Here is a 15,216-nt window from a genome sequence, read left to right as displayed (position 1 = left end):
TCTTCGTATCTACTCTCTAGTTCTATCGTCTAGTTTTCTTGGCTTTTTATCACTTCTAGTAAACTTTTATTCTTTCGGTCTAATGATCTAGAGAAAAACCTATATTTTCTTATTTACGATACGACTTCCATTTTACATAAAAAGCACGCGCTTTGTCGACCGCTTCTTTGCTTCCACCCGCTTCTGCCGCATCTTCCACAAGCAGCGCAAGGATAAAAGACGGATTGTTTGCATCATAGGAAACAAATAAGCCGTTTTCTTTTCCAGTCGTTCCTTGTTTCTCTTTGATTTCAGCTGTGCCGGTTTTGCCGGAGATGGCCATGCCTTCAACATTCGCAGCGCGGGCGGTTCCACGTTCTACTACGCCGCGCAGTCCTTTTCGAATGATAGACGCTTGTTCTTCTGTCACAAGTTCTTTCTGCCAGACAGACGGCTCATCATCAAGAAGCAGGAGCGGCTTCATCATCGTCCCTTTATTTAAAAAAGCTCCATAGGCATTGGCCAGATGCGTCATCGATGTAAGTACTTCTCCCTGGCCGTACCCGGTATCAGCCAGTAAAATGTCTGAATCAAATGTGCCAGTATTTGAGATCTGCGACTCACGCACCGGATAAGCAAACGGATACTCTACGCCAAATCCAAATGATTGGAGTCCCGCTTTCATTCCATCTGCTCCCGTATCAAGCGCCGCCATCGCAAAATAAATATTATCAGATGCCACGATAGCGGATTCCAAATTTACAGGACCCGCCGACTCACTGACACGGGTTACCCGGTAATTGCCCCACGACGCATCTTTTTGCCATTGAAGCCCTTCAATCGTTTTACCGGCCGCTGGATCCAGTTTCCCCGCATTCATCGCAACGGACGCTGTAATCGGCTTCATGGTGGAGCCTGGTGAGTAAGCCGCCGCAAAGCGATTCAAGAGCGGCTGCTTTGGATCATCTTGAAGCTCGGTATACCGGTTTGCGGGTATGCCCCGGGCAAATTCGTTTGGATCAAAAGAAGGAGAGGAAACAAGCGCCAGCACATCTCCTGAAGCCGGTTCTACAGCTGAAGCGGTTCCGGCTGCTCCTTCCATTTGTTCAAACAGTGTTTTTTGCATTTCTGCATTGATGGTTACCTTTACATCCTGGCCATTTTTCGGCTCCTTCTTCGCGATAACTACCGGCTCTTCTTCCTTCTTTTCAATAAAAATCTGCACACCGTCGGTTTCTTTCAATCGCTCTTCAAACAGCTGCTCTAGGCCGCGTTTCCCAATTTGATCACCTTGTGTGTATCCTTTGTTTTCTTTCAGCTCTTCCGCGCTGATTTCACCTGTATAACCGGTTAAGTGCCCGGCAGCAGCGCCGTATGGGTAAACACGGACTGCTCTGGAAGCTGTAGCTGCTCCTTTCACAGTTGACACTTTTTTGATCAATTCCTTGTTGGATGAAGCGACGGTTTGAAGTGGAACAAAGTACCCTTCCTGCACCCAGCTTTGGCCGAGCTGCTTGTTTATATCTTCTGTTGTTAAGCCAAGTAGTTTGGCCAGCTGCGCTTTCCCTGCTTCATCAATGGCACCGGCATTTACACCAATCGACAACGCTGTTCCGTTGACGGCAAGCGAGCTGCCGTTCCGGTCAAAAATACGCCCCCGCTGGGCTTCAAGCGTTTGAATGCGTACTTTGTCCCCCTCGCCGTAATCAGGCAGCAAAAAAGAAGGATCCCAGTCAATCAGCCATTCTTCACCCTCATCTGTTTCTTCCAGCTTCATCACTGCTTCTTTTTCAAATGAGACCGGTCCGGCGATGGTCTCCATTTGGATTTGAAGCGGCAGCCGTGCCGTTTGATCATTGTCCATCTTCACGTCTTCTTCTGTTGGCAGCTCTACTTGAAGCTTATCCATTTCAATATCCGACATGATATTTTTATATCGTTCTGTAAACTCTTTTTTCGTCATAGACGATTTGGTTTCCTGCGTAAAGTGTTCATACATCCCGCCATAATCGTTGTCCTGCCACTCAGTCACATACGCTTCCAGCTCACTTTCCGGTGCTTCCGGTCCGCTGCAGCCGCTGATGAGCGCAGCTGAACCCGCTGCCAAAAACATTGCAAAACGCTTCATCATTCCGCTCCCCCCTGTTTTTCTACTAGTATAGCAGAAAAAAACGGCTCTTTTGAAAAGAGCCGTTTTTTAAAGAACCGGAATATCAATCAGGAGACAGCGTTCAGGCTGTGCCTCTGTATGATGGAGGAGGGCACGGGCTGATAAGAATTGAACAGCTTCCCCCCGGCGAATATAAAAACGCCTGGCGATTGACATCATCACGGATTTTGATAAAAAGGATGCTGTCACAGCTGTAATATATAAATAGCCTTCTGATAAGTTATAATCAATGATGACCTCCTGCCACACTCCCTTATGGGCCACAATCATTTTAATGGCCCCTTTTTCGCCAAGATGCCACTCTTTTTCAGCCGGCTGGGCGAACGGGGTAAATTCGGCATCGAGTATGAGTCCTTCCTGATAAACCGTCATAAAGCGAATCATGCAGTCGTCTTTCCGTCCATTGACAAAAATAAGCGAGCTTTCCACTGCTTCATTTGGTTTCTCCATCCGATTCTCCTTTTTTACGTCTTAGTCGTCCCTTTTTCCTATTTCGACACCACTTTTCAATATCCTTCAAAAACCCTCAGAAAAACCCAATTGTTAAAAAGAAACAGGACATAAGAAAGATTCTTTTCTTTTCGCGCAAAAAAAATCATATTTTCGCTATAATGGATAAATACTGACAAAATAAAGGAAGATTCGATGATTTTCACTTCACAGTTTTGGCTATCTTTAATGTTTTTTGCTTTTTACTTTTCATGGGGGATTTTTATGCCCTACTGGAACGTGTGGCTTGTTTCAGAAAAGCAGCTGCCTGTTGAAACCGCTTCTACGCTTATTGCGATTGGACTGTTTATCCGTGCAGCTTCTACCTTTTTTCTTTATCCGGCTTTGAGCGCCAAGTTTCCAGCCGGCACGCTTCTCAAATGGTTTTCCATACTTGCGGCCCTTCTTTCCCTTCTTTTTGTCCCGGCTTCCAGTTACATGACGCTGCTGATGGTAATGATCGTATTCAGCTTGATTTACCCGATTATTATGCCAATGGCTGACAGTGCGGGCGCCCTGTTAATGAAAACAGAACACATTCATTATGGAAAAAGCCGTTCCTGGGGTTCAATCGGCTACACCGTATCTGTTTTTTTGATCGGCATCGCTACTGCTATGTTTACCAATACAGCGATTTTGTATATGTTAATCGGAAGCCTTGTTTTCACAGCGGCTGTGGCTTCTTTCCGCACACCATCTGTTCTCCAGCAAAGCGGAGACCTGCGGCATGTGCCGCTTCGCCAGCTGTTTCGATCACGCCGTTTTGTGACTGCGCTCATCATCTGCGTGCTCATTCAAGGCGCTCATGCCGCTTATTATAATTATGGTGTGCTGTATTTAGAGTATCTTGGGGTAAACAATATTTGGACCGGGGTTATTTTAAACATTGCGGTTGCGGCCGAAATTCTTTTTTTTATCGTAGCCGACCGGTTCCTTGGCCGCGTCTCTGTCCGTTCCATGTTTATGTGGGCAGCACTGGCAGCGGTTTTACGATGGGCTCTCATGTTTATCTTCCCTTCGGTTCCTGTTTATATTTTTGCTCAAGTCTTTCACGCTTTTACATTCGGGCTGGCACATTATGCGTTTATCCGGCTGCTGAATGAGGAATTCGACTCTTCGGAAATTCCAGCCGCCCAAGGCGTTTATTCTTCACTTGGAATGGGACTGAGTACGGCTGTTTTAACATTTGGGGCAGGCTTCTTATACGACATAGAGCCCCGCCTTGCTTTTTTAAGCATGGCAATCGTGGCACTTCCTGCTGTTTTTATCAGCTTTTTGATGAGAAAAGGAAAAAGATAAGAATTTTCAGTTATTTGCCAAGCCAAAAGGTTTATTTTCGCTTATACTAATAGAAAGAATGACTGGGGGAGGGCTTGCGATGGCTCAAACGGAATTAACATTTGAAAATAGACTTCTTGAGATTTTCGAACATTTGCATGCGCATCCAGAAATCAGCTGGAAAGAAACAGAAACAACCGCATATATATCACAGCTTTTGACAAAAGAAGGCGTTCGTTCTTATACATTTGACGATTGTACGGGATTAATTGCGGAAATTGGCAGCGGTTCGCCGGTTGTGGCGGTTCGTGCCGATATTGATGCTCTGTGGCAGCAGGTAGACGGAAAGTTTCGCGCTAATCATTCATGCGGGCATGATGCCCATATGTCGATCGTGATAGGCACGATTTTAACATTAAAGGATCAGGTGGCAGAAGGCGGCGGCACCGTTCGGTTTATTTTTCAGCCCGCTGAAGAAACGGGCACAGGGGCACTGAAAATGGTTAAAAAAGGCGTGGTTGATGACGTTGATTACTTGTTCGGTATTCACCTCCGCCCTATTGAAGAGGTGCCTTTCGGAAAAATCACACCGTCTGTTCACCACGGAGCTGTTGCTTTTTTACACGGAAAAGTGATTGGTGATGACGCACACGGCGCACGGCCGCACCAGGGAGTGAATGCCATTGAAGTGATGTCTTCTTTGAGCCGTCAGCTCAACACCATCAATTTCTCACCTTTTGAGCCGTATTCTGCTAAAATGACGCATATTGAAGCCGGCGGACAAAGCTTAAATATCATTCCCGGTTCAGGGAAGTTCGGGCTCGATGTCCGTGCACAGCGTAATAAAGTGCTGCTCGATCTTCAAAAAGCCGTCGAGCATAAAATTGAACAAATTAGTATGCTGTATGAAGTACAGATTGACTATGAATGGATGGATTTTACTCCGGCTGCTGAAGTCTCTGAAGAAGCAGAAGCGTTTTTACGGAAAGGAATCATCGAAGTGTGCGGCGAACAAGCACTGGCTGAGCCACTCATCACATCCGGCAGCGATGACTTTCACTTTTATACCATTAAACGTCCCCATATAAAAGCGTGTATGATGGGGCTTGGCGCAGGACTTACACCCGGTCTTCATCATCCGCATATGACGTTTGACAGGCGGATTATCAAAATTGGTGCTGAAGCGCTGGCTGCAAGCGTCAGACATGCATTAAAGGGCGAATCATAAGCAAAATCCGCAGTAGACCGAAGTCACTGCGGATTTTTTGCGTGAGCTGTCCGGGAAACCGGCAGCAGCCGCTTTTTATACAAAATACCAATCATATTAAGCAGCGGTTTCGGCCACCGCTTCGGGAAAAAGGGCTTCATATAAAAAGCTGAATGAGCCGTTTTAATATCTTCCCAGTTCATACAATCCTTCGTCTGGCGGAAACGAGCTACGTCAATAATCATCGTACTGCCTTCTGCTGTAATCATAATATTTCTTAAATGAACATCTGACGGATTTAATCCGCGCTTTCGTGCAGTTTGAAGCGCCTGGTCCGCTTCACGGATGTGGCGGGCAGAAATTTCCACCCCTTCTTCGAGGCACTGAAAAAAGGTTTTACCCTCTACCCAGTCGATCACAATATAGGTGCCGCCGGCTTCGTGCAAATGAGGGAAATGGGGAACACCTGACAGAAGGCGGTAAATATCCGCTTCTTCTTTTGCAATGTGCACTTTATCCGGATAAAACACCTTAAGTGCCCGATCTGTTCCTTCAATACGAAATACAACCGCACTTCTGCCTTCTCCTGCAAATATTAATTCTCCGTGACTGGCGATGACCGGCCGCCAATGACCGCCATGCCGATTAAACCGGACACTTTCTGCCAAATGCTTATACCGTTTCATGCTCACTCCTCATTTCTTCTTTCTTCTATTATATACGGGCAGACCCCCAAAAACGATTCATTTGCATAAAAGAAAAGCGAAAGTCGGCCGCTCAGGCTCGGCAGACATAAGACAAACCGGCTTAGTGGCGCTTTTTGCCACAAAGACGGGATGGCTTATGGCCGAGGGACTGGCCGACTGGAGCTGGACACCTACTACTGATCAAAGGCTAAAAGCGCAGCGTCCTGCTGCAACACCTTTGTGACCTGCATCCTGCGCGCCCAAAAGCGCAGCGTCCTGCCGCCACGCTTCAAATAATCGAACAAAAGAAAAAAAACCGGCCGTAATATAGGCCGGTTTTAAGAAAACGGGGTATATAATGATTAATCAAGAATTGTTACGTTAACTGTACGTACGCCCCAGCTGTATGCTGCATCGTTGTTTGGTACGTGAAGATCGATTTTGTTTCCTTTAATTGCGCCGCCAGTATCACCGGCAACGGCTTCACCGTAGCCTTCAACGTATACGCGTGAGCCAAGCGGAATCACGTTCGGGTCAACGGCGATGACTTTTTTGTTTGGGTTGCTGTTAAGGTCGATACCTGTTGCTGTTACACCAGAGCATCCTTCACATTGTGCTGTGTATGCTGTTGCCGTTACAGTGATTGTTTTGCCTTGTGGCGCTGATGCTTGAGCCGGCTCAGCAGCTGCTTGCGTTGAAGCCTGCTGTACAGGCGCTGCTTGAGCAGGTGCAGCAGAACCGTTTGTTGACAACTGATCACCCGGGTAGATCATATTTGATGAAAGACCGTTGATTGCTTTCAACGAACTTACTGAAATACCGTGTGCTGTAGCAATTTTATATAATGTGTCGCCTGCTTTAACAGTGTATGTACCGTTTGAAGAAGCTTGAGCTGTTCCACCTGCTGAACCAGATGTTTGAATAGTCGATCCAGCGTAAATTAGATCAGAAGAAAGACCATTTGCTGCTTTTAATTGTTCAACAGTTGTACCTGTTTTTTGAGAAATGCTCCATAGTGTATCGCCTTGTTGTATTGTATATGAGCTAGCTGATGCTGCGGTGCCGAATGCGCCTCCGCCAATTACTGTTGTTGCTGCTAGTGCCATGATGTGCTTTTTCATAATAAAAAAACCTCCTGGAATGTTCCTGCCGGTGTGACGAAGCACACGTACGCAAGAGTTTTTAAAGCTGTTCTTCTCCGTGACTGTAGGGACAGCGACTAATTTATATAAAAAGCGCGATAAACGCTTGATTGAGGATTCGGTTCCTCTTGACCAGCCGGCTCTCTCCGACCTAACGAGATTCATTGTAACACGCCAAACAATGTAATGTTTTTAAAAGGACATTACGCTTCGATGTACAAATGTGACGCGAATGTTACAAGGAGACCATTATCTTGAATTCGTAATAAACCTGACATAAAGTCTCCCTAAAAAAAACAAAAAAGGAAGCTGATTCCCATCAGCTTCCTTTTGGATTATTTTAAAATCTGAACTTTTACTGTACGTACGCCCCAGTTTTTTGCTTTCTGGTTTGTAGCCACATGAACATCGATTTTATTTCCTTTGATCGCGCCGCCTGTATCGCCGGCAACAGCTTGTCCGTATCCTTCAACATATACTTTCGTGCCAAGTGGAATCACTTTTGGATCCACGGCAATCACTTTTGCATTCGGGTTTTTCTTTAAGTTAATGCCTGTTGCGGTGATGCCGGAGCATCCACTGCAAGAAGCTGTATAAGCAGTTGACTTAACAGTAATCTCTTTTTTAACATTGCTTGTTTTTGATGCTGGCGCCGGTGCCGATGAAGAACTTGCGGCTGCCGTGCTGCCGATTGAAAGCTTTTGTCCCACTTTAATAACATTAGAGGAAAGGTTGTTCCACTTCTTCACTTGATCCACTGACGTACTGTAACGTTTTGAAATACCGTAAAGCGTGTCCCCTTTTTGAACTGTGTGAGTTGCGGCGGCTGCTTGTGCCGCAGAAGCTGAGAAAATCATCATTGCAGCAAGAAAAGACATGGCCATTTTTTTCACGTATCATTACCCCCTAGTTTTGTAACACAAGATTGATTGTAACATGGTTCTATTTCAACACTATTACACTAGGATGTTCGTTATATTACATTCACATTTCATTTTTTTAATAATTCTGACAAAATAAAAATAGACCAATAATATTAGATTATTATTGGTTCATATAACAATAGTTGTATATAATGAAAATTGATCTTTATTTATTATTCTATTTGATGGGAGATTTGAAAATGGCTTATCGGCTTCAGCTTTTAAAAGGGCTGTTTCGCACTTCCCATGAACTCGCGCAGCTGTCACAGGCCGAAAAAATTCGCGGTTTATGGACAAAGTTTTCAATATTATTACTGATCAGTGTGCTTCTGTCTTTGCTTGCCGGCGCATTAGGCATACAAAGCGAGGGCATATCTGCTTATATGGCCGAATCCGATATGTATACATATGAATGGCTGAAACTGCTGTTTACCGGAGGCGCTGGTCTGGCCGGACTGCTGCTTCCTCTTTTCTACATCTTTATTCCGGCTCTTCTTTTTTGGACATTTTTAGAATTAGAGTTTAAAAAGCTTGTCGCCTTGCAATGTATTACTTTCTCAATCTACTTAATTGAGTTTGCCCTGCTTATGGTCTGGAATGTGTTTTTCTCTATTCCGCGTGACTCTTCGCCTTTCTCGCTAGGGGTTGTCGCACAATATGCCACAGAAAATGCAATGGCCATTCGCTTTTTCAGCTTTATTACAATTTTTCAAATTTGGATTTTAGCGATTCAATACCGCTTCCTGCGGGCGTCAGAAGCTAGAAAACCCCTTTTCGTTTTCTTGATGGTTTTTCTGACAGGCCTGGCATTTTGGATTTTAGCGACCTTGTTTACATCAATCCAAGTGGAAAACTTGTTTTAACGAAAAGAGGTGAAGACAGTGAAAAAAATAAAAAAGCAAGTATGGCTTGCAGCCAGCGCAGCTGTGATCGCCGGCAACTTATATTTAATTTTCAAGGAAGACAGCAAAGCCGTCCGAAGCGAATGGCTGACCGACTGGGACCGCTCTGAGACGGGAGATGTGGTAGAGTCATTTTCAGCAGAAGGTGTTGTCGTTCCTTCTGACGAGTACCCGATTTATTTTGATCAAAGTAAAGGGTCGCTTGAAGAGGTTTTTGTTAAAGAAGGCGAAGCCATTCAGCCCGGCACTCCATTATTTCAATATTCACCGGACGTTATAGAGGATGAAATCGCCCGCTTAACAGCCGAAAAAGACCAGACTCAGCAGCAAATCTCGTTGATTGACAATCAATTAAGCCAGCTGCGCCTGCTCCTGTCCGAAGCGGAGAACGAGGAAAACGAAACGGCCAGCACAGACGATTCCTCGGATACGGATGGCGATACAACGATTGTCCAAAGCGGTGATGCGAGCACGGGAGTAGAAGAAAGTATTTTGCAGCAGGAAACCGAAAAGCAAAAGCTGCAGGAAGAAGTGAAAAAATACGATACGCTTATTGCTGCCCAGGAAGCGAAAAAAGATAATTTAACCGTAAAAAGCACGAACGAAGGCTATGTGAAAAAAATTGATACAAGCTTAAACAACCCGGTGATGATCATTAATTCATCGGTACCGGCTGTAAAAGGCGTGTTTGACGAAAAACAGATGGCAAAGTCCGCACCAGACCAGCGGGTTGAAGTCACTGTTGATACGACGCTTGAGCAATTCGGTGGATCTATCAGCTCTGTCAGCACGTATCCCGAAGAAGAGCCGTCTGTGAAACGAAAAAGTTTATATCCATACTCTGCTCAGCTGAGCGGCGCTGCATCAAGTGACTTGTATCCCGGCTTAAAAGCGAATGTGAAAGTCATAACGCAGGAACAGCCGGACGTGGTTACGATTCCGAACACGGCTATTTTAAGAAAAAATCAAAAATCATATGCCATCGTTCTGAATCAGGAAGGACTTCTTGAACGCCGGCGTATTGAAACCGGCCTTCATGTGGATGGTGTATATCAAGTAACCAAAGGCGTAGAAGACGGTGAAGCGATCGTGATTGATCCGTACCGCCTCGTGATGAAACACGGTCCTTTTATTACGCCGATTGACACCGATCATATAAAAAAGAAACCGTGGAATGAGCTGTCTCGTACTGAAAAAATAAAATACGCGCTTATGGGCTTTTTATCTTAAAAAAGACGCTTTCAAAAGCGTCTTTTTTATTTGCAAATCAGCATTCTTTCATTCTCCAAACCTGTTAAAATAGAGGTAAATATTCTATAAATTGGAGGATACAATGAAAAAATGGCTGTCTTTTTCTCTCATCGTTCTTCTTCTAAGCGCCCTGTTGCCATCCACTGCTGCACAGGCTGCTTCGTATTTACTGACAAAAGTAGATACAGTGATTTACACCCCGCCTTCCTCTGCTGAACAGGAGGCCGTGCTGACACCGATTCCTGCCCGCACAAATGTAAAAGTAATAGAGGAGCAGGAAACGAGAATTCGTGTTTCCTGGCAGGGGATCAACGGCTTTATTGCGAAAGAAGATTTAATAATAGAAGAGAATGGACAAGCAGAAGCATCCAGCTCTTACATTCGCCTTGAAGGCGATGCAGAATTGTTTCAAAAGAAAAACGGGGCTTATGTGAAAACAGGGCGCCTTTTAGCAGGAGAAATATTTAAAAAAACAGGCACGGAAAATGGGTACGTTTCATTCGTATTGGGTAATACAACCGCTTATGTTTCCGAAACAGCTGTTACATATTTGCCGGAAGCGTCTCTCGCTGGCGGCGTACAGCCCGGCTATGTGTTTCAAAACCGTGCGATTACCCGGAAAACAGTCGACCTGCTTTATTCAAAAAACGGCCGGTTAACATCACTTGGCCGCCTGCAGGCAGGCACCCTGCTTCAAACACGCGCCGCTTACCGTGATTATTACATTGTCGACATTGGCGGCCGGACAGCTTATATTCTTAAAGCAGATATGACCTTGTATACCGGCAACTATGTAAACCCGTTTAAAACGATGACGTACGAGCAAATGGTGCAGGACTTAAAAGAGCTTGTGCTTTGGCATTCGGACATCGCTTCCTTAGAGGTGATCGGCAAATCGGTGGACGGCCGTAGTTTATACGCTCTTCGGCTGGGCACCGGCAAAGAAGAAGTGCTCCTTAACGGCTCGCATCATGCGCGCGAGCATATTACGACGAACGTAGTAATGGAAATGGCTGATCAATACGCCCATCTGTTTCAAACGAATGGCTCTATGAACGGCTATCCAGCCCGGTCCATTTTAAAGAAAACTTCTATTTATATTGTACCGATGGTGAACCCGGACGGCGTTTCTCTCGTACAGCTCGGGGCGGGCAGTGCGAAAAACAAAGACGCCATTTTGAAGTTAAACGGCGGCAGTACGAATTTTTCCGCTTGGAAAGCAAATATACGCGGTGTTGATTTGAACCGTCAATACCCGGCAGACTGGCGTAACATTTGCTGTAATCCTGGCAAGCCTTCTTCCCAAAACTATAAAGGGACAAGTCCGCTCAGTGAACCCGAATCAAAAGCGATGTATAACTTCACGCTCAAGCATTCTTTTAAAGTGAGCGCAGCTTATCACAGTTCTGGCCAAATTATTTACTGGCATTATTACCAGTCAGGTGCCCGCAAATCACGTGACCTGGCTGTAGCAAAGCGGGTAAGCCAAAAAACGGGCTACAGCTTAGTCGCACCAGAGTCTAACCCAAGCGGCGGTGGCTACACGGACTGGTTTATTCAAAACGAGCAGAAGCCGGGTTTGACAATTGAAGTGTCGCCATACGTTGGCAGCCGCCCTGTTCCGATTGTTTATTTCTCAAGCATCTGGCAGCAAAACAACTCGGTTGGCCTGATGCTGGCAAATGAAACAATCCAGTAACATGAAACAAATTCAGATTCATAAAAAAGCAGAGGGCTCAGCCCTCTGCTTTTTATTTTTTCACAATTAATTGGTACGGTGCCGTTGAAGCAGTGCCGCTCGCTTCACTCAGTTCAATAAAATATTTTCCTTTTGGCAAATTCAGTGATGCCAGTTCTTCATCATTTTTACCGTACTGGTCAAAGGACGCAACAAGCGCTCCTTTAGCATTGTATACGGCCACCACGCCATCCAGGTTTTGACCAGCTGAGAACGCAAGGGAAACCGTGCCCTGCTTCGTAAGATTTAAAACGAAGTGATCCACATCTCCAAACGATACACCGCTATTAAAATAGCCGCGTGCTCCGTATTTCCCGCCTGTCGTTTTAAGCGGCAGCGGCTTTGTTGGAACATGGTTGACCACTTTCGCGTCGCCGTCCGCAAACTCATTGTACGTTGCTCCTACCTTTACTGCATACGGCTGAAGGTTCGGACCAGTGGATAGAAACGGAGCTGCTTCAATAAAGTAGCCGGTATCTTCCTTTGCTGCAAAGGATGTGTGTACATCCGTTTCTGTAATCATCATTGAAAATAGATCCGGCCCAAACGGTGTAACCCGGCCCAATTCGTCTTCATCAAGCACTTTGTCTCCATTTACATCTTCATACAACGCACCGCTAAAAATATGTCCGGGGCGCAGCTGAAGTGGAATGCTTGCTTTTTGTGCAGCAGTTAGAGCGCTCGCTGTAATATCAAGCGTATAAACACGTGGTTTTCCTTCATTCATAAAATAATAGTAATCAACATCTCCCGATTGAACAAAGTAGTTTTGAACCGCTTTGCCGGCTTTTAAGTTCTGCCCTTCTTCAGGTAGATTATAATCGGTATCTTTTTCTGGCGGTGCATCCGCAATCCGCTTTGATGTGAGTGTATATGGATCGGCTGACGCGTTTTCCCCATTGCTCAAGACCATCATGACGTACGTTTTGTTTTTTGTAAGGGCGACATTGACATTTCCTGACCCCATTGAGCCGCCAAGAAGGGCCGCAATCAAATCCATTTCCCCGTCGCTGCCTGAAACAGGGATCAGCTCATCCGTCTCCGAATCTACTTCTAACAGTGTTGTAGAAGCATTTCGTTCATTTTCCTGGCTGGCACTAAATGAGTAAATACCATCTGCTGTTGGTGTAAAACGATAATAGTCTTCGTCATATCCCGTCTGGAAAAAGCCTTTCTTGCTGCTGCCAAGCGTATACGGAATGGCTTTTTCGAGAATTTTCCCGCTTGCCACTCCTTCCTCGCCGCCGTCAATCAACTCATCTTCTTTCATTTCACCGTATTCAGCCGGTGTGACACTTCCATCCATTAACTCTTCTTCAAGCGTGCTTTCTTCCGGAAGTCCATCTTCATCCGCCGGAATGGTTTGTTCCTCTACTTTAAACGTATACGGTTGAGCGGATTCACCAGCTGTTTGTTCCTCAAGCATGGACATATCCAAAGATAAAAGGTTTGAAAGGGAATCCAGTAAAATATCTTCGCTAAATGCACCATTTGTCACTTCAATCCGGTAGTTCATTCCTGGAACAGCCTGGAACGAAATGGTTTCGCCCTTATTGATCGGCTGGCTGTTTCCGTCTACAATGCTGTATTCTTCTCCTTCTTCCTCAACATAAACATTGATGGCTGAATTCACCCCAGGGAGAGCGGAGACGGAAAGTGAAACTAACTTTTCTTCTTCTACTGAGAAAGTAAAAAAGTCCGAATCCGGCACGCCTTCTTCACCGCTATAAAGTGTAAAATTGTTTTTTGTATATGGAAGAGATGTAATCGCAATTGGTTTTTCATATGTTGCCTGATCCGGCTCAATCGGCTCCCGCTTTTCAGCTTGAAGCGTAAAAGCAGATTTGCCGGTTGCACTGTAATTGCCGTTTGTGTCCTTCACGCCAATGACAAGTGTGCCCGCTTCGCTGGCCGTGTATAAATAACCTTCCTGCCCGCTTGCTGTTGTTTGGTCGACATCGCGAAGATACTGAGGATCTCCATCCTCCGGTACAAAATAAAGCTCCATTGCATAATCGTATCCCTTACTACCGTTCAGCACTGTCTGTACGTGCTGGCCTTCTGTCACGTTTGCTTTAAACCAGTGAATCGTCTCTGGTGACTTGAAAGCGCCGGTAAAAGACTGCCCTCCTGACTTGATTTCTCTGGCTGTTTTCAAGATCGTTTCACCGGATACGTCCGGGCGCTTCGGAAGCTTTTTCGTATCAAATTTCAGCGCATTAAGCGGATTAATCAATCCGTTTCCATACGTTAAATCGTAGCCTTTTTCACCAAGATCGGTAGCCGTCTGCTCCAAAATATATTCAATGTCGAAAGCTGTTAAATTTGGATATTTAGACTTTAACAGTCCCGCTGCAGCTGCTACCATAGGCGATGCCATTGAAGTACCAGTCAGCCGTTCAAATTTAGATCCTGCCTCTGCATCGTAGGATGTGCTATAAATGTTTTCACCCGGTGCTACCACATCAACAGAGGAACCGTAGTTAGAGCTGTCAGATAACGTTTTTGCTCCATTGATATTCCCTACACTGATAACCCCCGGATAAGCAGCCGGATAAGAATACTGATCCGTTGCTGCATTGCCTGCCGCTGCAACGACAACAACCCCGGAATCAATTGCATATTGGATCGCTTCTTCTACAACAGGAGAAGGCATAAAGCCGCCAAGGCTAAGGTTGATTACATCTGCTCCCTGGTCGACAGAGTAGGTAATGCCTTCTGCAATGGTAAAGTCATTGGCTCCCATAGAGCCGTTAAACACATCGACCGGCAAAATGTCTGCATTCGGAAACACGCCATATCCGCCAAGACCGTTATCCTTTGTAGAGGCGATAATGCCTGCCACGTGTGTTCCATGCAGGTCGCGAACCGGATTTCGCGCCGGATTAGCCACATTATAAGGCTTTAATAAATTTGCTTTTAAATCAGGATGCTTATAGTCCACCCCGCCGTCTACTACCGCAATGGTGACTTTGTTTTTTCCCGCATACGAAAGAGTTTTTCCTATATTGAGCATGGCTAAGTGATCCATATTCGCTGCTTTTGGATCTGGTTTAGCGGCAAATGCTTTGTATTGAATGCTCGGCGTAATCGCTGTTACTTCTGAACGATTTTTATAAACACTGATTACGTCGCTCAGCTTTTTAGACGCCGGCACCCGCACCACGTCATATTTCAAGCCGGACAGACGCTTTACAAGAGACACACCTGCTTTTTTATGTACACTTTGCGGCAGCGCTTTTGAATATTTAATGACTAGTGTCCGAGAATCTGTTACCTGCTTGTCCGATTGAGCTGCTTTATACTGCGCTTCTTTGTCAGCTGACGGCACCTCTGCCAAAGCGGCTCCCGGCATAAGAAGTGAGACGCTCACAGCTGCAGCCATCATTTGTTGCCATTTTTTCAAAGTATATCCCCCATTCACATTTTCTTTCTCTTCATCATACAGGAA

General features: G+C 45.5%; 11 protein-coding genes. 5 read left to right on the top strand and 6 right to left on the bottom strand.

Features of this window, described 5'->3' with window-relative positions:
* Positions 1-109: 109 nt before the first annotated feature.
* Together RRU94_RS10700 and RRU94_RS10695 are read right to left on the bottom strand one after the other, a co-directional pair.
* Complete coding sequence (locus tag RRU94_RS10700) at positions 110-2,110, bottom strand: penicillin-binding transpeptidase domain-containing protein (RefSeq protein WP_315694223.1); 2,001 nt, start codon at positions 2,108-2,110, stop codon at positions 110-112.
* A gap of 66 nt (positions 2,111-2,176) precedes the next feature.
* Complete coding sequence (locus tag RRU94_RS10695; RefSeq protein WP_315694222.1) at positions 2,177-2,599, bottom strand: hypothetical protein; 423 nt, start codon at positions 2,597-2,599, stop codon at positions 2,177-2,179.
* 195 nt (positions 2,600-2,794) lie between these two features.
* Between RRU94_RS10695 and RRU94_RS10690 the strand changes: the two genes are divergently transcribed.
* Positions 2,795-3,937: an MFS transporter gene (locus RRU94_RS10690; protein ID WP_315694221.1), complete on the top strand. Its 1,143-nt coding sequence runs from the start codon at positions 2,795-2,797 to the stop codon at positions 3,935-3,937.
* Positions 3,938-4,016: 79 nt separating this feature from the next.
* Positions 4,017-5,144 (top strand): amidohydrolase, encoded by a 1,128-nt coding sequence (locus RRU94_RS10685; RefSeq protein WP_315694220.1) that lies wholly within the window; start codon positions 4,017-4,019, stop codon positions 5,142-5,144.
* Positions 5,145-5,167: 23 nt separating this feature from the next.
* Here RRU94_RS10685 and RRU94_RS10680 read toward each other — a convergent pair whose 3' ends face one another.
* The 3 genes from RRU94_RS10680 to RRU94_RS10670 all read right to left on the bottom strand — a co-directional run bounded on the left by RRU94_RS10680 (position 5,168) and on the right by RRU94_RS10670 (position 7,844).
* A complete protein-coding gene (locus RRU94_RS10680) occupies positions 5,168-5,809 on the bottom strand; it encodes a protein kinase family protein (protein WP_251274572.1) in 642 nt (213 codons plus the stop codon).
* 362 nt (positions 5,810-6,171) lie between these two features.
* On the bottom strand, positions 6,172-6,930 hold the full coding sequence (locus tag RRU94_RS10675) for a LysM peptidoglycan-binding domain-containing protein (RefSeq protein ID WP_315694216.1): 759 nt from the start codon (positions 6,928-6,930) through the stop codon (positions 6,172-6,174).
* Positions 6,931-7,286: 356 nt separating this feature from the next.
* Positions 7,287-7,844, bottom strand: coding sequence for a 3D domain-containing protein (locus tag RRU94_RS10670; RefSeq protein ID WP_251274570.1), 558 nt, complete (start codon positions 7,842-7,844; stop codon positions 7,287-7,289).
* Positions 7,845-8,074: 230 nt separating this feature from the next.
* On the opposite strand from RRU94_RS10670, the gene RRU94_RS10665 reads away from it, so the two are divergent.
* The 3 genes from RRU94_RS10665 (at position 8,075) to RRU94_RS10655 (ending at position 11,726) form a co-directional block, all read left to right on the top strand.
* On the top strand, positions 8,075-8,737 hold the full coding sequence (locus RRU94_RS10665; RefSeq protein WP_315694213.1) for a hypothetical protein: 663 nt from the start codon (positions 8,075-8,077) through the stop codon (positions 8,735-8,737).
* Positions 8,738-8,755: 18 nt separating this feature from the next.
* Positions 8,756-10,006: an efflux RND transporter periplasmic adaptor subunit gene (locus RRU94_RS10660; RefSeq protein WP_315694211.1), complete on the top strand. Its 1,251-nt coding sequence runs from the start codon at positions 8,756-8,758 to the stop codon at positions 10,004-10,006.
* Between the two features lie 103 nt (positions 10,007-10,109).
* Positions 10,110-11,726, top strand: coding sequence for a M14 family metallopeptidase (locus RRU94_RS10655; RefSeq protein WP_315694210.1), 1,617 nt, complete (start codon positions 10,110-10,112; stop codon positions 11,724-11,726).
* Between the two features lie 52 nt (positions 11,727-11,778).
* Here the strand turns inward: RRU94_RS10655 and RRU94_RS10650 are convergent, their stop codons facing one another.
* A complete protein-coding gene (locus tag RRU94_RS10650; RefSeq protein ID WP_315694208.1) occupies positions 11,779-15,171 on the bottom strand; it encodes a S8 family peptidase in 3,393 nt (1,130 codons plus the stop codon).
* Positions 15,172-15,216 lie beyond the last annotated feature (45 nt).

The organism is Domibacillus sp. DTU_2020_1001157_1_SI_ALB_TIR_016 (assembly GCF_032341995.1).
GTDB lineage: Bacteria > Bacillota > Bacilli > Bacillales > Domibacillaceae > Domibacillus > Domibacillus indicus_A.
This window is presented reverse-complemented; position numbering and strand designations above follow the sequence as displayed.

Excerpts from the sequence above, each read along its gene's own strand:
- RRU94_RS10700 (WP_315694223.1), bottom strand. The coding sequence starts at position 2,110 with ATGATGAAGCGTTTTGCAATGTTTTTGGCAGCGGGTTCAGCTGCGCTC.
- RRU94_RS10695 (WP_315694222.1), bottom strand. The coding sequence starts at position 2,599 with ATGGAGAAACCAAATGAAGCAGTGGAAAGCTCGCTTATTTTTGTCAAT.
- RRU94_RS10690 (WP_315694221.1), top strand. The coding sequence starts at position 2,795 with ATGATTTTCACTTCACAGTTTTGGCTATCTTTAATGTTTTTTGCTTTT.
- RRU94_RS10685 (WP_315694220.1), top strand. The coding sequence starts at position 4,017 with ATGGCTCAAACGGAATTAACATTTGAAAATAGACTTCTTGAGATTTTC.
- RRU94_RS10680 (WP_251274572.1), bottom strand. The coding sequence starts at position 5,809 with ATGAAACGGTATAAGCATTTGGCAGAAAGTGTCCGGTTTAATCGGCAT.
- RRU94_RS10675 (WP_315694216.1), bottom strand. The coding sequence starts at position 6,930 with ATGAAAAAGCACATCATGGCACTAGCAGCAACAACAGTAATTGGCGGA.
- RRU94_RS10665 (WP_315694213.1), top strand. The coding sequence starts at position 8,075 with ATGGCTTATCGGCTTCAGCTTTTAAAAGGGCTGTTTCGCACTTCCCAT.
- RRU94_RS10655 (WP_315694210.1), top strand. The coding sequence starts at position 10,110 with ATGAAAAAATGGCTGTCTTTTTCTCTCATCGTTCTTCTTCTAAGCGCC.